Raw genomic sequence first — 17,120 nt, 5'->3', positions numbered from 1 at the left:
CGTGAACAGGACTCCGCCCATGGCACCGAACCAGGCACTTCCCCATACCGCGCCCCGCCCCGACGCCGGCCGGATCAGACGCTCCGCCGCGGCCGTCGTGGCCGGCCTCACGGCCGTGGCGCTGCTCTCCGCCTGCGGCTACGGCTCGAAGAGCGAGGACAAGAAGACCAGCAGCGCGGCGTCGGCCGGCGACACGGCCGCCGGCTCCGGCGCGAAGCTCTCCGCCGACACTGTCAAGATCGGCTACTTCGCCAACCTGACCCACGGCACCCCGCTGGTCGGTCTCCAGGAGGGCCTGTTCCAGAAGGAGCTGGGCGCCACCCAGGTCAAGACCCAGGTCTTCAACGCGGGCCCGGCCGAGATCGAGGCGCTGAACGCCGGCTCGATCGACATCGGGTGGATCGGCCCCTCCCCCGCGATCAACGGCTTCACCAAGTCCGAGGGCAAGTCGCTGAAGATCATCAGCGGTTCGGCCTCCGGCGGCGTCAAGCTGGTCGTCAACCCGGACAAGATCAGCTCCCTGGACGACCTCAAGGGCAAGAAGATCGCCACCCCGCAGCTGGGCAACACCCAGGACGTGGCGCTCCTCAACTACCTGGCCGGCAAGGGCTACAAGGTCGACGCGCAGTCCGGTGCCGGTGACGTCAGCGTGATCCGCTCGGACAACAAGGTCACCCCGGACGCCTACAAGCAGGGCTCGATCGACGGCGCCTGGGTGCCCGAGCCGACCGCGTCCAAGCTGGTCACCCTCGGCGCGAAGGTCCTGCTCAACGAGAAGGACGTCTGGCCGGACAAGAAGTTCGTGATCACCAACATCATCGTCTCGCAGAAGTTCCTCGCGGAGCACCCGGACGTGGTGGAGGCCGTGCTGCGCGGCTCGGTGAACACCAACGCCTTCATCAAGGCCAACCCGGACAAGGCCAAGGCCGACGCCAACGAGGCCATCAAGAAGGAGGCCGGCAACGCGCTGGAGCCGGCCGTCCTCGACCCGGCCTGGCAGGACATCGACTTCCTGGACGACCCGCTGGCCTCCACCCTGCAGGCCGAGGCCGACCACGCCGTCACCGCGGGCCTGCTCAAGAAGCCGAGCCTGAACGGCATCTACGACCTGACGCTGCTGAACAAGGTGCTCGCGGCCAAGGGCCAGAGCCCGGTGGCGGACGCCGGCCTCGGGACCAAGTAGCACCCGGCAGTACCGCTCGGCCCGCGCCCCCAAGCTCCGCGGTCCGGACCCCCGCCCTCCCGGTCGATGCCCGATCGATGCCCCCAGGCACAGGGACGGGCGGGGCCGGACCCCGGCTCCCGCTTCGCCACCCTTCCCTCCCGGCCCGCCAACGGACGGGAGGGGCCCATGACCACTCACGCAGGAGGTGCCCGGATGTCCCCGGCACTGACCACCTCGGACGACGCCGCCGGCGTCGGCACCCGCGACGGCGCGCCCGCCGTCCGGATCTCGCACGTGCACAAGTCCTTCGGCCGTCCCGGCGCGCAGACCCACGTCCTGGACGACATCACCCTCGATGTCGCCCCCGGCGAGTTCGTCACGCTGCTCGGTGCCTCGGGCTGCGGCAAGTCCACCCTGCTCAACCTGGTCGCCGACCTCGACAAGCCCACCCGCGGCACGATCGAGGTGACCGGGGGTCGCCCGGCGCTGATGTTCCAGGAGCACGCGCTGTTCCCCTGGCTCACCGCCGGCAAGAACATCGAGCTCGCCCTCAAGCTCGCCGGCGTCCCCCGCCCCGAGCGCAGGGGCGAGGCCGAACGGCTGCTCGAACTGGTCCGCCTCCAGGGCTCGTACGGCAAGCGCGTGCACGAGCTCTCCGGCGGCATGCGCCAGCGCGTCGCAATGGCCCGCGCACTCGCCCAGGGCGGCTCGGTACTGCTCATGGACGAGCCGTTCGCCGCGCTCGACGCCATCACCCGGGACGTCCTGCACGACGAGATCACCCGGATCTGGGCCGAGCGCAAGCTGTCCGTCCTGTTCGTCACCCACAACGTGCGGGAGGCCGTCCGGCTCGCCCAGCGCGTGGTGCTGCTCTCCTCCCGCCCCGGCCGCGTGGCGCGCGAGTGGCGGATCGACCTGCCGCAGCCGCGCCGGATCGAGTCCTCCGGCGTCGCCGACCTGTCCATCGAGATCACCGAAGAACTTCGTGGGGAGATCCGCCGCCATGGCCAGCACTGACACCACCCCCGTCCTGGACAAGGCCGCCACGCCCGGAACGGACACCGCCGACGTCGGCGCCGGCCTGGACGCCCTCGACGCCGTCTCCGCGCAGCGCACCTCGTTCGGCGAGGTGTTCCGGCAGAAGGCGCTGCCGCCGCTGCTCGGCGTGGTCCTGGTGCTCGCCCTCTGGCAGGGCGCGTACAGCCTGCACGTGACCACCGCCTACAAGCTGCCCAGCCCGGCCGACGTCTGGGGCGCCCTCGGGGACCTCTGGACCGCCGGCACGCTGTTCTCGATCATCTGGACCAGCGTCTGGCGTGGCCTCTCCGGCTTCCTGATAGCCCTCGTCATCGGCACCCCGATCGGCCTGCTGGTCGCCCGGGTCAGGCCGGTGCGGGCCGCGCTCGGCCCCGTCCTCTCCGGCCTCCAGTCGCTGCCCTCGGTCGCCTGGGTGCCGGCCGCCGTCATCTGGCTCGGCATCAACGACTCGATGATGTACGCGGTCATCCTGCTCGGCGCCGTCCCGTCCATCGCCAACGGCCTGGTGGCCGGCATCGACCAGGTCCCGCCGCTGTTCCTGCGGGCCGGGCGCACCATCGGCGCCACCGGCCTCGCGGGCGCGCGGCACATCCTGCTGCCGGCCGCACTGCCCGGCTACCTGGCCGGCCTCAAGCAGGGCTGGGCGTTCTCCTGGCGCTCGCTGATGGCCGCCGAGCTCGTCGCTTCCTCCCCCGACCTGGGCCTCGGCCTCGGCCGGTACCTGGAGAACCAGCGCGAGTTCTCCGACATGGCGGGCGTGCTGCTCGGCATCATCCTCATCCTGTTCGTCGGCATCGCCATCGAACTGCTGGTGTTCACCCCGGTCGAGCGCCGGGTCCTGCGCAACCGCGGCCTGCTGGCCGCCGTCAAGTAAGGCGCCTCCCGTGTACGAAGGCCGGCTGTCCGCCGCCCCCGCCACCGCGGTGGCGGCGGGCGGCCCCGCCCTGCTGCTGATCGCCCACGGCAGCCGCGACCCGCGGCACGCCGCGACGGTGGCCGCGCTGGTCGCCGGGGTCCGGGCGCTGCGCCCGGGGCTGGAGGTCGCCACCGCCTACCTCGACCACTGCGCGCCGCGGATCCCGCAGGTGGTCTCCCGGCTCGCCGGGGCCGGCGCGGACGCCGTGGCCGTGCCGCTGCTGCTCAACCGGGCCTTCCACGCCAAGCACGACATCCCCGCCGCGCTGCGCGCCGCCGGCGCGGGCCTGCCGGTCGCGGACGTGCTCGGGCCCTCCCCCCTGCTGCTCGACGCCCTGGACCGCCGCCTCGCCGAGGCCGGGCTCGACCTCGCCTCCCCCGCGGTCCGCGCCCGCACCGGCGTCGTCCTGGCCGCCGCCGGCTCCTCCGACCCGGCCGCCGACGCCGCCACCCGCGCGGTCGCCGCCGAGTGGCGCCGCACCCGCGGCTGGGCCGCCGTCGAGGTCGCCTACGCCTCCGCCGCCGGCCCCCGTGTCCCCGACGCCGTCGCCGCGCTGCGCCGCGCCGGCGCCGCCGAGGTGGCCGTCTCCCCCTACCTGCTCGCCCCGGGCCGCCTCCCCGACCGGATCGCCGAGGCCGCCGCCGGCTCCGCCGCCCTCCTCGCCGACGTCCTCGGCGCGGCCCCCGAACTCGCCCGCCTCCTCCTCGCCCGCTACGACCGGGCCCGGGCAGTGGCGGCGGCGGCCCCCGCCCTCACCGCCTGAGGCCGGAGCGCGGCGGGCCCGCTCGGGTCTGGTCCGGGAGGCCGGCGCGGCCCGGCCGGGGAGTGGCCCCCGGCCGGGCGCCGCGCTCCGGTCAGATCCGGCGCAGGGTGAACGCGTCGGCGGGCTTGCCGGCCAGGGCGAGGTCCAGGCGGGCGGAGAGCACGTAGGTGGCGCCGGCGGGGCCGGGGGTCACCGCGGTGGGGACGAGATCGGCCCAGGGGCGGACGGCGGCCAGCCGGGCGGTGCGCCAGTGGTCGTCGGAGCGCAGCTCGACCTCGGCGTCCCGGCCGGCCCCCAGGAGGTTGTTGGTGACGCCGGCGATCCCGCCGTCCGGACGGCTCGTCAGGCCGTCCAGGTGCAGCAGTGCGCCCGCGTCGCCGCGGACCTCGATCCGCCGCAGCCCGGCCGGGTTGTGGACGGGGATCTGCCAGAGCGTGCCGTCGTCCCACTTGCCGATGACGAGCCGGCCGTCCCGGTAGACGATGCCGTTGAGGCCGTAGCCGCCGGGCCGCGGGGCCAGCCGGTCGTCGCGGACGAGGACGGACGCCCTGCCGTCCACCCCCACCCGGTAGACGACCGGGGCGAAGGAGTCGGTGACGTACGCGGTGCCGTCGGGGCCGAAGGCCACGTCGTTGGCGACGTGCGGGCCGCCATCCCCGGCCACGGCGGCGAGGTCGGTGTAGAAGATCCGCCGCCCGGTCTCCAGGTCGTAGGCGCCGAGCCCGCCGATCCGGCCGACCGTCGCGGGGGTGCTGCGGTCGCCGACGCCGTTGTCCATGTTGACGGCCAGGACGCGGCCGCGGGCGGCGTCCACGTGAAGACCGGCGATCTGCACCAGCACGTCCGGGTCGTCGACCAGGGTGCGGACCGACCCGTCGGTGGTGACGGCGGTGACGGTGCCGTGGCCCATCGAGCCGAGCAGGAAGCGGCGGCGCGCCGGGTCCCAGGTCGCCCCCTCGGGGACGAACTTCGGGGCGTGCCCCTGGATCACCGCCGGGGCCCGGTGCGCGGGCGCGGCGGCGGCGGGCAGCGCACCCGCGGTGCCGAGCAGGACGGTGGCCGCCGCGGCGGCGACCAGGGTGCGGCGGAGCTGACGGTGCATCGGGATTCCCCCTGTGAGGTTTGCGTGATCCGCTGACGGATCAAGCTTCGCGGGGCGTCCCGGCACGCAGCAGTGCGTGGGGATACTGGTAGTACGACTACCAGGGGAGTGCGGGGGAGATGAGCGACGCGGAGGTCCGCCGCAAGGCGCTGTCGAGCTTCCTGCGCAGCCGGCGGGCCCGGCTGACGCCGGAGGAGGTCGGCATGGCACCGGGGGTGCGGCGGCGCACTCCGGGGCTGCGGCGGGAGGAGCTGGCACTGCTCGCCGGGGTCGGGGTGACCTGGTACACGTGGCTGGAGCAGGGACGGCAGATCAACCCCTCTCCGGAGGTGCTGGCCAGCCTGGCGCGGACGCTGCGGCTGGACCGGGCGGAGACGGCGTACCTGTTCCGACTGGCCGGGAGCCACCCGCGGGAGGCCGGCATCGAGGTGCCGGAGGAGGTCCCGGCGGCGCTGCTGCGGCTGATGCACGCGCAGTGGCCGGCGCCGGCCTTCGTGATGGACGCGGACTGGGACGTCCGGGCGTGGAATCCGGGCGCGGAGGCGTTGTTCAGGATCTCCCGGCTGGAACCGGACGAGTGCAACCTGGCCTGGGTGGTGTTCGCCGATCCCGTCAACCGGGCCCGGACGGTGGACTGGGAGCGGCACGCGCGCCGGATCCTGGCGCAGTTGCGCTCCGCGTACGCCGAGCGGGGCGGTGACGGCGCCCCGCAGGCGCGGCGGCTGGCCCGGCTGATCAGGCGGCTGCGGGCGGAGTCGCCGGAGGCGGACCGCTGGCTGGACGAGCACCAGGTGCAGGAGCGGGCCGGGGTGGAGAAGGACGTGCTGCACGAGGAGCTGGGCCTCCTGAGGATCGATCAGTTGGTGCTCCGGGCCGAGGGCGGCCTGCAGTTGGTGGTGCTGTCGCCACGGGACGCGGAGACGGGTGAGCGCCTGCGCGACCTCGCTCCGGCCGCCGCAACGGCGTGAGCGGGGCGGGGCCCGGGGGCCTCGGGGGCGCCCCTCGGCCCCCCTCCGCAGGAACTCCCCCACGCGGAAGCGGTGCCGGAGCTGGGGGCCCGGTGCCGCCGGGCCCCCGGTGAACGCCGTCCGCATCAGTGGGCGGTCGTGCCGAGGTGGACGGTGACCAGCCCGGCGGTGATGAGGACGAGGCCGGCCAGGGCGACCGGGGACGGCGTCTCGTGGCGCAGGACGAGGCCGGTCAGGACGGTGCCGATGGTGCCGATGCCGGTGAAGACGGCGTAGCCGGTACCGGTCGGGAGGTCCTGGAGGGCGCGGCCGAGCAGGTAGACGGCGCCGAGCATGAGGACGAGGCAGAGCGCGGTCTGCGGGAGCCGGGTGAACCCCTCGGTCGGCTTGATGGACTGCGCCCAGGCGACCTCGACGACGCCCGCCAGCAGCAGCCAGATCCACGGCACGGTCTCAGCCCTCCCGGGGGATGCGGTGGCCCGCCAGTTTCGCGCCGAGCTCCCCGGCCCGGTGCAGCGCGCCGGCCGCGGAGTCCAGGTGTTGCGCGCGGCGGTCGGCCAGCCCCGGGTCGACCAGCGAGTTGACCAGTTCGGCGGCGACGACCTCGCCGTCCTCCACCGCGTAGTGGCCGCGGAAGAAGTCGAGCAGGTAGCGGCCGTGGTGGTCGAAGGGCTCGCGCGGGGTGCCGGGGCCGTACGCGCCGCCGCGGCCGGCGACGACCACGAACTTCCGGGGCGCGAGGACCATCTTCGGGAAGGTGACCTGGTCGATCCAGGCCTTGAGGGCCGCGGGGATGCCGAAGTTGTACATCGGTGCGCCGATCAGCACGACGTCCGCCGCGACCAGTTCGTCGAGCAGTGGCCGGACGAGGGCCCAGGCCTCCCGCTCCTGATCGGTGCGGACGGCCTCGCCGTACCGGGCAATGTCGGTGATGCCCTCGCTCAGCAGGGTGTCGCAGATCCGGGTCCAGCCCTCGCCGATCGGCGGCACCGGTTGGGCGGCGAGGTCGCGGTGGACGACCTCGCCCCCGCCGGCGTCGCGCCAGGCGGTGGTGAAGGCGGCGCCGAGGCGGCGGGAGAAGGAGTCGGTGCGGGCGCTGCTGTTCAGGTGCAGGAGTGTGGACACGGTGAACCCCCCGGTGGAGTTGGGCGTGGCAAGGCCGGAGCAACAAGTGGACATACTGTCCGCTTGTCCTCGCCCAGAACGATAGGAGGCAAGTGGACGCTGTGTCCACTTGCCTCCTATCGTGGGGCCCGTGACCGAACTCCCGCTGGCCGACGGCCGCCCGCCGCGCGAACGGGCCGACGCCGCCCGCAACCGCGCCAAGATCCTGGCCGCCGCCGAGCGGCTCTTCGCCGGGGGCGACCCCGCCGGCGTGACCATGGACGACATCGCCAGGGCCGCCGGCATCGGCCGCGGCACGCTCTACCGCCGCTACCCGGACCGCGCGTCCATCGCCCGCGCCCTGCTCGACGAGCACGAGCGGGCCCTCCAGGAGCGGCTGCTGCGCGGCGCCCCGCCGCTCGGCCCGGGCGGGGCCGACGGGCCGGAGCCCGCCCCGGCCGAGCGGCTGGCCGCCTTCTACGCGGCGATGGTGGAGCTGCTGGAGACCCACGTCCACCTGGTGCTCGGCGCGGAGACCGGAGCGGCGCGCTACCGGACCGGCGCCTACGCCTTCTGGCGGCTGCACGTCGCCCACCTGGCCCGCCGGGCCGGCCTCCCGGACCCGGACACCGTCGCCGACCAGCTGCTCGCCCCGCTCGCCCCCGAGCTCTTCCGCCACCAGCGCGACGCCGGCCTCGGCCCCGAGCGCATCGCGGCGGGCCTGGCCGTCCTGGCCCGCGGCGCGCTCGGGTAGCCCTGCACCGGCGAGCCGTTCCGGGCCCGAACCACGCGGCCCGGTCTCCCCACGGCGAGGGGAGACCGGGCTCGGCCGTGCTGTCACGCCATTACGCGGGCGCGTGCCAGAGCTGGTTGGCCGTGTTGTTGAAGTCCCAGATCTGCGCGAGCGCGCCGTTGGCGGTGTCCCAGCCCCGCACGTCCAGGGCGCGGCCGGACTTCACGTTGATGATCGCGCCGTCGGCCCGGACCTGCCACTTCTGGCTGATCGCGCCGTTGCACTCCCACATGTGCACCGGCGTGCCGTTGCCGGTCCGCCCGCTGTCGGGGTCCAGGCACAGGCCGACGGCGCGGATGGTCCCGTCGGAGGCGATCCGCCACGACTGGTTGACGTTGCCGAGGCAGTCCCACATCTGCACGGGCGTGCCGTTGACGCTGGTACCCATGCGCACGTCCAGGCACTTGTTCACGAAGCCGGTGATCTGGCCGGTCGGCCCGCCCGCCGGCGTGGGGCCCATCTGGATTTCCACCGAATTCACGCGGTCCAAGCCGCAGCTGGCGGAGGTGGTGGTGTTGCCGGTGACCCACCCGCTGGTGGTGCCCGGCCAGATGATCGGGGTCGAGCTGCCCGGGTTGTAGACCCAACAGGTGATCACGACGTGCCAGGTCTGCATCGGGTCGATGCCCGAACAGGTGCCGGCGTAGAAACCCTGGGGAGTGGTGCTCACGTAACACTTGTCGCCCACGGCGGTCTGCGCGGACTGGGCCGACTTTGCGCCGGCGGTCAGCGCGGGCTCTGCGGCCTCGGCGGCCGGCGCCGTGAGCGCGGCGGCTGCCGCGAGCAGGGCGGTGGCGAACAGGGCGGCGGTACGACGCATCGAAGAGATCCTTAGCGTTGAGGGTGATTCAGGGTTGAGGGTGATTCGGCCAAGGGGCTGCCACGCGCGTCACGCGGGCGCGTGCCAGAGCTGGTTGGCCGTGTTGTTGAAGTCCCAGATCTGCGCGATCGCGCCGTTGGCGCTGCCCCAGCCCCGCACGTCCAGAGCGCGGCCGGACTTCACGTTGACGATCGCGCCGTCGGCCCGGACCTGCCACTTCTGGCTGATCGCGCCGTTGCACTCCCACATGTGCACCGGCGTGCCGTTGCCGGTCCGCCCGCTGTCGGGGTCCAGGCACAGGCCGACGGCGCGGATGGTCCCGTCGGAGGCGATCCGCCACGACTGGTTGACGTTGCCGAGGCAGTCCCACATCTGCACGGGGGTCCCGTTGTTGCTGACACCACCGCGCACGTCCAGGCACTTGTTCACGAAGCCGGTGATCTGACCGGTCGGCCCGCCCGCCGGCGCGGGGCCGAACACGATGTCCATCCCCCACGAGAACTCCGTGGCGGAGCACCCCGCGGTGGTGGAGGTGTTGCCGGCGACCCAGCCGGCGCTCCACGCCGGTGTGGTGATCGGGACCCCGGGGTTGTTCATGTCGTAGTGCACGCAGACACCCGCGAGCCTCCAGGTCTGCATCGGGTCGATGCCCGAACAGGTGCCGGTGTAGGACGTGCCGTTGGGGACGACCGTGCACCTGTCGGCCGGACCGGCGGCCTGCGCGGACCGGGCGCCGGCGGCCGGCGCGGACGGCGCGCTCTCGGCGGCGTTGGCAACCGGCGCGGTGAGCGCGACTGCTCCCGCGAGCAGGGCACTGGCGAACAGGGCGGCGGTGCGACGCATCGCGAAGGTCCTTCCGGAGACGGTGAGCCGGCCGGCCTGCTTGCGAAGAAATTGTGATGACAGTGGGTCAGTTGTGCAGGCCGTGTGAAATCTTCAGGCACCGCGTGTCCATGGTCAACAGGGCAGGTAAAGATCACGCCACTGGTGCGCCCACGAACGGAAGGTGTACGGAAAGGCCCGGGAACGGCCCGGGCAGGCCGCGCGGGCCCGCCGATCCGGCCGGAATGCACACGGCCCGGCTCCCCCGTGAAAGGGGGAACCGGGCCGTGGGAGGGACCGGAGGGGCTCAGTCGGCCTTGCGGCGCTGGCGGCCGGTGCCGTAGTTGGAGCCGGACTTGGAGCCGGAGCCGGGCTTGGCGCGCCCCGAGGAGCGGCCGATGAAGCCGGCCGCCTGGCGGCGCCCGCCGCCCTCGCCGCCGCCCTGGCCGCCGCCGGCGCCGAGGCGCTGCTTGGGGCGGGGACGGCGCGGGTTGCCGTTCATGTCGACGTCGGTGGGCAGTCCGGAGCGCTTGCCGGGGCGGCGGCGGGGGGCGCCGCTGCCGGCCGGCTTGCCCTCGGCGGCGGGGGCGGCGGCCGGGGCCGGGACGGCCACGGTGACGGGCACGCCGCTGGGGGTGCGGGCGCCGGTGATCCGGGTCAGCTCGGCGTCGCCCGGGCGGATCTTGGTGGTGGTCGGGCGGATGCCGGCCACGGTCATCAGCCGGCTGACCTCGCGCCGCTGGTCGGGCAGGACCAGGGTGACGACGGTGCCGGACTCGCCGGCACGGGCGGTGCGGCCGCCGCGGTGCAGGTAGTCCTTGTGGTCGATCGGCGGGTCGACGTTGACGACCAGGTCGAGTCCGTCGATGTGGATGCCGCGGGCGGCGACGTTGGTGGCGATCAGCGCCGTCACGTGGCCGTCGCGGAACTGGTCGAGCACCCGGTTGCGCTGCGGCTGGGACTTGCCGCCGTGCAGCGCGGCCGCCTTGACGCCGTTGGCCAGCAGCTGCTTGGCGAGGCGGTCGGCGCCGTGCTTGGTGTGCACGAACATGATCAGCCGGCCCTCGCGGGAGGCGATGTGGGCGGTGGCGGAAGCCTTGTCGGCCGCCTCCAGCTGGAGCACGTGGTGGTCCATGGTGGTGACCGCGCCGGCCGACGGGTCGACCGAGTGGGTCACCGGGTCGCTCAGGAAGCGCTTGACCAGGCGGTCGACGTTGCGGTCGAGGGTGGCGGAGAACAGCATCCGCTGCCCGCCCTCGGCGACCTGCTCCAGCAGCTTGGTGACCTGGGGCAGGAAGCCCATGTCGGCCATCTGGTCGGCCTCGTCGAGGACGGTGATGGCCACGTCGGAGAGCACCACGTCGCCGCGGTTGATCAGGTCGTCCAGCCGGCCCGGGGTGGCGACCAGCACCTCGGCGCCGCGGCGCACCGCGTTGGCCTGGCGGGTGATGGACATGCCGCCGACGACGGTGGCGATCCGCAGGTTGACGGCGGTCGCGTACGGCGTGAGCGCCTCGGTGACCTGCTGGGCCAGTTCGCGGGTGGGCGTCAGGATCAGCGCCAGCGGGTGCCGGGCGTCGGCGCGCTTGCCGGCCGTGCGGGCGAGCAGCGAGAGGCCGAAGGCGAGCGTCTTGCCGGAGCCGGTGCGGCCGCGGCCGAGCACGTCGCGGCCGGCGATGGAGTCCGGCAGGGTGGCGGCCTGGATCGGGAACGGCTCGGTGACGCCCTCGCGGGTGAGCGCGTTCAGGATGCCCTTGGGCAGTTCCAGCTCGGCGAAGCTCGCCGCCGGCGGGCGGGCCGGGGTGCCCTCGACGACGGTGAAGTCGGCGGGCGCCTGGGCCGCGGAACGGGGGGCGTTGCGGCGCTGGCCGCGGGGGGCGTCACCGCGGGCGCCACCGGTGGCGCGGGGGGCGCCGCCGTTGCGGCTGCGGGGCTTGCGGGTGCGGTCGCCGTCGCGGGGCGTGCGGGCAGGGGTGGTCACGGAGTCTCCGTCCGATGGGAAGCACAGCCCCGTCGGGGCTGGTCGGCCGTCGGGTTGGAGTTCGCCGCCCCGGCCGTTCGGCGGCATGCGCGAGGGCCCGCACCGTGCGGTACGGGCCCTCGCTTCGCGAGATCGCGAGTCAGCTCGGAAGCTGGACTCAGATGACGCGGATGTTCTCGGCCTGCGGGCCCTTCTGGCCCTGGGTGACGTCGAACTCGACCTTCTGGCCCTCGACGAGCTCACGGAAGCCCTGGGCGTTGATGTTCGAGTAGTGGGCGAACACGTCAGCGCCGCCACCGTCCTGCTCGATGAAGCCGAAGCCCTTTTCGCTGTTGAACCACTTCACGGTGCCGGTAGCCATAACCGTCTCCTCATAAAACTGGGGCATCAGGGCCCACACCTCGTGGACCCCAAGTAGCCGCGATCCCCATCCGGAGACTGAAACACCGGACAAAACAAATGCGCCTGTTGGGTTGAACCAGCAGGCGCACACAAACGTTCATGGGAACCAAAACTGCAACTGCCTCGACTGTAGCACGCTGCCACCGTGATTGACCGGGGAGTTTCTGCCCGGCACGTCACGTTTGCCGGTGCCCGGAAACGGGCAGGCGGCGCCCGCCGAAGCGGACGCCGCCTGCCTGTCGTGCACCGGGGAAGGTCAGTGCCGTCCGGCCGGCTCCGGCACGCCGTGCGAACCGGTCACCGGCGCGGGGCCGGCGTGCCGGTCGTCGGCGCCGTGGCCGGGCCACCAGGCGGTACGGCCGATCAGCGCGGTGAGCGCCGGGGTGAAGAAGAGCGCCATCACGAAGGCCGCCAGGATGATGCCGAAGGCCATCGCGAAGCCGAACTCCAGCATGAAGACGTTGCCCGCGAGCATGAAGGTCGCGAACGACGCCGCCAGGATGAACCCGGCCGCCGCGACGGTCGGGCCGCCGTGGCGCAGCGCCTCACGGGCCGCCTCGCGCGGGTTGCGGCCCTCGCGGGCCTCCTCCCGCAGGCGGGCGATGATCAGGATGTTGTAGTCCGTCCCGATCGCCACCACGAAGAGGTAGATGAGGATCGGCAGCATGAACATCATGCCGTGCTCGCCCTTGATGTCCTGGAAGAGCAGCGTCGAGGCGCCGAGGGTGGCGGTGAAGCCGAGGCCGACCGAGGCCATCAGGTACCAGGGGGCGACCACGCTGCGCAGCTGGAGGCCCAGGATCAGCAGGATCAGCAGACCCGCGATCGGGAAGACCAGCTTGTAGTCGTGGGCCATCGCGAGGTTGATGTCCTTGTAGACGGCGGTCAGGCCGCCGACCTTCGCCTCCGTGCCGGCCGGCGCCTGGCCGTGGGCCACGTCGCGCAGGTCGGTGAGGGTGTCGATCGCCTCGTTGCTGTCCGGCTTGTTGTTGAGCAGCACGGTGAAGTCGGCGGTCTTGCCGTCCTCGCTGAGCTGGGGCTTCGGCGCCACCGGTGCCACGCCGGACACCCCGCTGAGCTTGGCCGCGTAGGCCTCGAACTTGGCCGGGTCGAGCTTCACCCCGACGGTGCTGGTCAGGTAGACGTGGCTCGGGTCGGCGGCGCCGGCCGAGAAGCCGTTCATCAGCTTGTCCTGGACGACCATCGACTCCTTGTCCTTGGGCATGGAGCTGCCCGCGAGGTCGAAGGTGCCGTTGTAGCCCAGGGCGCCGGCCGACAGCGCCACCAGCACGCCGCCGGAGGCCAGGGCGACGATGCCCGGGCGCTTCTGCACCATGCGGCCGAGCGCGGTGAAGCGCGCGTTGCCCGGCTCGTTCATCCACTTCTTGCCGGGCCAGAAGACGCCGCGGGCCGGGATGACCGTGAGCACGGCCGGGGCCAGGGTGAGCGCGGCGAACGCGGTGACGACGACGGCGATGGCCAGGGCCGGGCCGAGCGCCTTGAACATGCCGAGGCTGGAGAGGATCAGCACCGCGAAGGCGACGGTGACCGCTCCGGCGGCCGAGGCGATCGCCTCGCCGACCCGGCCGACGGCGTTGGCCACGGCCTCCTTGCGGTCGTCACCGGCCCGCAGCCGCTCGCGGTAGCGGAAGGCCAGGAAGAGGAAGTAGTCGGTGCCGACGCCGAGCACGACGACGATCAGGATCGCGGAGAGCACCGGGGTGGTCTCCAGCTTGAACGCCTTGGTGGCGTACGCGATCACGCCGTTGGCGGTCGGCATGGCGACGACCAGCGAGATCAGGATCGGCAGGATCCCGGCGAGGACGCTGCGGAAGATGATCCCGACGATGAGCGCGACCAGGACGACCGTGGACATCGCGATGAGCGCGTCCGCCGAGCCGGAGGACTCCTTCTGGTCCAGGGCCTGGGCGGCGGAGCCACCGAGCTGGAACTTCAGGTCCGTCCCCGAGGTGAGCGACTTGCCCTCGTCGCGGAGGTGCTTGGCGGTCTCGCCGAACTCCTCGGACTGCTGGGTCTTCTTGTCGATGGCGATCGGCGCGAGCGCGAACTTGCCGTCCTTGGACGTCGTCTGCTCGCCGACCGGGATGATCGTCTCGACGTTCTTGATCTTCTTGTCGGTCAGACCCTGGACGATCTTGGCCATGGCGGCCTTGTCGGCGTCGTTCATCGCGCCGCCGTCGTTGCGCTCGAAGAGCGCCAGTGCGGAGGGCGTGAAGCTGGCCGGGAACGCCTTCTCCTGGAGCGCCGAGGCCTGGATGGACTCGTAGTGCTTGGGGAGGAAGGACGCCTCGTCGGTCTGCGCGGTGATCTTCGGCGCGCCGGCCACGATCGCGATCATCGCGACAATCCATGCCGCGATCACCCACCAGGCGCGGCGGACGACAAATTGTCCTAGTCGGTGGAACATGCTCGATGCCTCCTGGGCATGGTTCACCGCCGGCCCTCGGGGGACGGGACGTCGGGCGACGGAGGACCGGCTGGGCATGGCGACGAGGCCCGCCCCTAGCCGGTCGGCAGGTAAGTGATCTGAGGACATCATCCTACGAGTACTTGCTTGCCGCCCGGCAAGCAGCCCCCGTGAAGCCGACCCCCTCGGGGAACGCCCATCGGCGCCCCGCACCATCTTCACCCCCCGGACAGCCACTTGACCTCGTGCTCCGGGTGGAGACCGCTCCCCCTCAGGGTGGAGTTCGCACCCGACCCCAGGGAGGAGAAGTCAGGGTTCTGAGGTAGGGATAACCCCACCCCTCCCCCGAGGCGAACCCCAGGGAATACTCCCCCGCCAGCCGGATACCCCGTCAACCACCCTTTTTCTACTGTCGGTTGCGACGCCGGACCACCGCCGGCGCCCGGCCGCCACCGCCCGGCCGGCAACCACGCCTCACCCGCGGCGCCACCGCCGCTCTCCCAGGGGGATTCCCGTGAAGACCAAGCTCGGCACGGCTGCCGCCATGGGCGCCTGGAGCGCCCGGCACAGAAGAACGGCCGTCTTCGGCTGGCTCCTCTTCGTCGTCCTCGCCGCCTACCTCGGCGGCGTGCACGGCAGCACCGAGGTCAAGGAGTCCGAGGCGATGCCCGGCCAGGTCTCCCGGGCCGCCAGGATCCTCGACGACGCCGGGCTGAAGTCCCCCGCGAGCGAGACCGTCCTGGTCCAGAGCACCACCCTGGCCGCCGACGCGCCGGCCTTCCGGGCCGCCGTCGAGCAGGTGGTCACCGGCGTCAACGCCACCGGCAAGGCCGCCGACGTCCGCTCCCCCTACGACACCAAGGCGGTCTCGGCGGACGGCCACTCGGCGCTCGTCCAGCTCACCGTCAAGGGGGAGCACGAGGACGCCGTCAAGAACGTCCCCGCGATCATGGACGCGGTCGCCGCCGTCCAGAAGCAGCACCCCGACCTGACCGTCGTCGAGCTCGGCGACGCCAGCTCCGGCAAGTGGATCGACGAGCAGTTCTCGAACGACTTCGCCCGCGCCGAGTGGACCGCCGTGCCGCTCGCCCTCGGCATCCTGCTGGTCGCCTTCGGCGCACTGGTCGCCGCCGTCCTGCCGGTGGTCCTCGCCATCACCGCCTTCGTCGCCGCGGGCGGACTGGTCGCGCTGAGCAGCGGGTTCCTGCACACCAGCAACAACGCCAGCTCGGTGATGCTCCTGGTCGGCCTCGCCGTCGGCGTCGACTACTGCCTCTTCTACCTGCGCCGCGAGCGCGAGGAGCGGGCCGCCGGGCGCGACCCGGAGACCGCGCTGAAGATCGCCGCCGCCACCAGCGGCCGGGCCGTCCTGGTCTCCGGCGTCACCGTGGTCGTCGCCATGGCCGGCATGTTCCTCACCGGCATAGCCGAGTTCCAGGCGATGTCCTACGCCACCATCGTGGTCGTGGTCACCGCCGTGCTCGGCTCCCTCACCGTGCTGCCCGCGCTGCTGTCGATGCTCGGCGACAAGGTCGAGAAGGGCCGCGTCCCCTTCCTCGCCGAGCTGCGCCGCCCCGACGCCGCCGCCACCGGCGGCCGGGTCTGGAACGCGATCCTCACCCCGGTGCTGCGCCGCCCGCTCGCCGCCACCGTGCTGGCCGGCGCGCTGCTGGTCGGCCTGGCCGCGCCGCTGGTCACCATGCACACCGCCAACCTCACCTTCCAGCAGCAGCTGCCCGCGGGCAACGAGCTGGTCGCCGCCTCGCAGAAGATCGAAGCCGCCTTCCCCGGTAGCCCGGCCCCGGCCAGCGTGGTGATCAAGGCCGCCGACATCGACTCCCCGGCGATGACCGCCGCCATCGCCGACCTCAAGGCCAGGGCCCTGGCCAGCGGGAGGATGCACGGCCCGGTGGACGTCACCGTCCACCCCGACAAGAACATCGCCACCGTCGACATCCCGCTCAACGGCAGCGGCAACGACGCCACCAGCAACGCCGCCCTGAAGACCCTGCGCACCGAGATCGTCCCCGCCACCGTGCTGAAGGTGGCCGGCACCGAGGCCCCGGTCACCGGGCGCACCGCCGGCTCGTACGACTTCAACGACAAGATGACCGGCTCGATGCCGCTGGTCTTCGGCTTCGTGGTGGCCTTCGCCTTCCTGCTGATGCTCACCTCGTTCCGCTCGCTGGCCGTCGCCGCCACCGCCGTGGTGCTCAACCTGCTCTCGGTCGGAGCGGCGTACGGGGTGCTGACGCTGGTCTTCCAGCACGGGGTGGGGGCCTCGCTGCTGGGCACCGCCGGAGTCGGCGCGGTCGAGTCCTGGGTGCCGCTGTTCCTCTTCGTGATCCTCTTCGGCCTCTCGATGGACTACCACGTCTTCGTGGTCTCCCGGATCAAGGAGGGCCGCGACCGGGGCCTGCCGACCCGGGCCGCCATCGCGCACGGCATCCGCTCCACGGCGGGGGTCGTCACCAGCGCCGCGGTGATCATGGTGGCGGTGTTCGCGGTCTTCGGCACCCTCTCCATGCAGGCGATGAAGCAGATGGGCGTCGGCCTGGCGGTCGCCGTGCTGATCGACGCGACGGTCATCCGCGCGGTGCTGCTGCCCGCGGTGATGACCCTGCTCGGCGAGCGCAACTGGTACCTGCCGTCCTGGCTGCGCTGGCTGCCCGACCTCTCGCACGGCGAGAGCTTCCCGCCGGTCGGCGCCCACGGCGCGGTGACCGCCCCGGTACCGGCCGCCCCGGCACCCGCCGCCGACGGCGCCCGGCACCGCAGGGTCGGGGTCTGATCCTCCGGCAGGCACCCCCGACGCATC

General features: G+C 72.9%; 15 protein-coding genes. 7 read left to right on the top strand and 8 right to left on the bottom strand.

Going from position 1 to position 17,120, the window contains the following annotated elements; genetic code table 11:
• Positions 1–19: 19 nt before the first annotated feature.
• From J5Y04_RS12760 to J5Y04_RS12745, 4 genes are all read left to right on the top strand, one after another.
• On the top strand, positions 20–1,183 hold the full coding sequence (locus J5Y04_RS12760; RefSeq protein WP_209412072.1) for an aliphatic sulfonate ABC transporter substrate-binding protein: 1,164 nt from the start codon (positions 20–22) through the stop codon (positions 1,181–1,183).
• Positions 1,184–1,378: 195 nt separating this feature from the next.
• A complete protein-coding gene (locus tag J5Y04_RS12755) occupies positions 1,379–2,182 on the top strand; it encodes an ABC transporter ATP-binding protein (protein ID WP_209412127.1) in 804 nt (267 codons plus the stop codon).
• Positions 2,169–3,077 carry an ABC transporter permease gene (locus tag J5Y04_RS12750; protein ID WP_148645635.1) on the top strand — a complete coding sequence of 303 codons (909 nt, stop codon included), beginning with the start codon at positions 2,169–2,171 and terminating at the stop codon, positions 3,075–3,077. The genes J5Y04_RS12755 and J5Y04_RS12750 overlap by 14 nt, the downstream gene beginning before the upstream one ends.
• A 10-nt stretch (positions 3,078–3,087) precedes the next feature.
• A complete protein-coding gene (locus J5Y04_RS12745) occupies positions 3,088–3,882 on the top strand; it encodes a CbiX/SirB N-terminal domain-containing protein (protein ID WP_307853082.1) in 795 nt (264 codons plus the stop codon).
• Positions 3,883–3,973: 91 nt separating this feature from the next.
• Here the strand turns inward: J5Y04_RS12745 and J5Y04_RS12740 are convergent, their stop codons facing one another.
• Positions 3,974–4,984, bottom strand: coding sequence for a gluconolaconase (locus tag J5Y04_RS12740; protein ID WP_209412071.1), 1,011 nt, complete (start codon positions 4,982–4,984; stop codon positions 3,974–3,976).
• Between the two features lie 119 nt (positions 4,985–5,103).
• Here J5Y04_RS12740 and J5Y04_RS12735 point away from each other — a divergent pair, with 119 nt between their 5' ends.
• Positions 5,104–5,952, top strand: a complete 849-nt coding sequence (locus J5Y04_RS12735; RefSeq protein WP_209412070.1) for a helix-turn-helix transcriptional regulator — start codon at positions 5,104–5,106, stop codon at positions 5,950–5,952.
• Positions 5,953–6,077: 125 nt separating this feature from the next.
• On the opposite strand, the gene J5Y04_RS12730 is transcribed toward J5Y04_RS12735, so the two are convergent.
• Both J5Y04_RS12730 and J5Y04_RS12725 read right to left on the bottom strand, forming a co-directional pair.
• Entirely contained in the window at positions 6,078–6,401 is a 324-nt protein-coding gene (locus J5Y04_RS12730) for a multidrug efflux SMR transporter (protein ID WP_209412069.1), read from the bottom strand.
• Positions 6,402–6,405: 4 nt separating this feature from the next.
• Entirely contained in the window at positions 6,406–7,077 is a 672-nt protein-coding gene (locus J5Y04_RS12725) for an NAD(P)H-dependent oxidoreductase (protein ID WP_307853081.1), read from the bottom strand.
• Positions 7,078–7,207: 130 nt separating this feature from the next.
• Here J5Y04_RS12725 and J5Y04_RS12720 point away from each other — a divergent pair, with 130 nt between their 5' ends.
• Positions 7,208–7,810: a helix-turn-helix domain-containing protein gene (locus tag J5Y04_RS12720; protein WP_307853080.1), complete on the top strand. Its 603-nt coding sequence runs from the start codon at positions 7,208–7,210 to the stop codon at positions 7,808–7,810.
• A 91-nt stretch (positions 7,811–7,901) separates the two neighbouring features.
• On the opposite strand, the gene J5Y04_RS12715 is transcribed toward J5Y04_RS12720, so the two are convergent.
• From J5Y04_RS12715 to J5Y04_RS12695, 5 genes are all read right to left on the bottom strand, one after another.
• The gene (locus tag J5Y04_RS12715; RefSeq protein ID WP_209412066.1) at positions 7,902–8,669 is read right to left on the bottom strand and encodes an RICIN domain-containing protein; all 768 of its coding nucleotides are present in this window, start codon (positions 8,667–8,669) and stop codon (positions 7,902–7,904) included.
• 69 nt (positions 8,670–8,738) lie between these two features.
• Positions 8,739–9,512, bottom strand: a complete 774-nt coding sequence (locus J5Y04_RS12710; protein WP_209412065.1) for an RICIN domain-containing protein — start codon at positions 9,510–9,512, stop codon at positions 8,739–8,741.
• 286 nt (positions 9,513–9,798) lie between these two features.
• On the bottom strand, positions 9,799–11,472 hold the full coding sequence (locus tag J5Y04_RS12705; RefSeq protein WP_209412064.1) for a DEAD/DEAH box helicase: 1,674 nt from the start codon (positions 11,470–11,472) through the stop codon (positions 9,799–9,801).
• Positions 11,473–11,629: 157 nt separating this feature from the next.
• Positions 11,630–11,833, bottom strand: a complete 204-nt coding sequence (locus J5Y04_RS12700) for a cold-shock protein (protein ID WP_148645627.1) — start codon at positions 11,831–11,833, stop codon at positions 11,630–11,632.
• 297 nt (positions 11,834–12,130) lie between these two features.
• Complete coding sequence (locus J5Y04_RS12695) at positions 12,131–14,233, bottom strand: MMPL family transporter (RefSeq protein ID WP_374106005.1); 2,103 nt, start codon at positions 14,231–14,233, stop codon at positions 12,131–12,133.
• Between the two features lie 613 nt (positions 14,234–14,846).
• Here J5Y04_RS12695 and J5Y04_RS12690 point away from each other — a divergent pair.
• Complete coding sequence (locus J5Y04_RS12690) at positions 14,847–17,093, top strand: MMPL family transporter (protein ID WP_209412124.1); 2,247 nt, start codon at positions 14,847–14,849, stop codon at positions 17,091–17,093.
• The last annotated feature ends 27 nt before the right edge of the window (positions 17,094–17,120 follow it).

It is taken from the genome of Kitasatospora sp. RG8, assembly GCF_017813315.1.
Lineage (GTDB): Bacteria > Actinomycetota > Actinomycetes > Streptomycetales > Streptomycetaceae > Kitasatospora.
Note: the sequence above shows the minus strand (reverse complement) of the source record. Positions and strands in the feature narration are given on the sequence as shown.

Excerpts from the sequence above, each read along its gene's own strand:
- J5Y04_RS12760 (WP_209412072.1), top strand. The coding sequence starts at position 20 with ATGGCACCGAACCAGGCACTTCCCCATACCGCGCCCCGCCCCGACGCC.
- J5Y04_RS12755 (WP_209412127.1), top strand. The coding sequence starts at position 1,379 with ATGTCCCCGGCACTGACCACCTCGGACGACGCCGCCGGCGTCGGCACC.
- J5Y04_RS12750 (WP_148645635.1), top strand. The coding sequence starts at position 2,169 with ATGGCCAGCACTGACACCACCCCCGTCCTGGACAAGGCCGCCACGCCC.
- J5Y04_RS12740 (WP_209412071.1), bottom strand. The coding sequence starts at position 4,984 with ATGCACCGTCAGCTCCGCCGCACCCTGGTCGCCGCCGCGGCGGCCACC.
- J5Y04_RS12735 (WP_209412070.1), top strand. The coding sequence starts at position 5,104 with ATGAGCGACGCGGAGGTCCGCCGCAAGGCGCTGTCGAGCTTCCTGCGC.
- J5Y04_RS12715 (WP_209412066.1), bottom strand. The coding sequence starts at position 8,669 with ATGCGTCGTACCGCCGCCCTGTTCGCCACCGCCCTGCTCGCGGCAGCC.
- J5Y04_RS12710 (WP_209412065.1), bottom strand. The coding sequence starts at position 9,512 with ATGCGTCGCACCGCCGCCCTGTTCGCCAGTGCCCTGCTCGCGGGAGCA.
- J5Y04_RS12700 (WP_148645627.1), bottom strand. The coding sequence starts at position 11,833 with ATGGCTACCGGCACCGTGAAGTGGTTCAACAGCGAAAAGGGCTTCGGC.
- J5Y04_RS12695 (WP_374106005.1), bottom strand. The coding sequence starts at position 14,233 with ATGATCGCGATCGTGGCCGGCGCGCCGAAGATCACCGCGCAGACCGAC.
- J5Y04_RS12690 (WP_209412124.1), top strand. The coding sequence starts at position 14,847 with ATGGGCGCCTGGAGCGCCCGGCACAGAAGAACGGCCGTCTTCGGCTGG.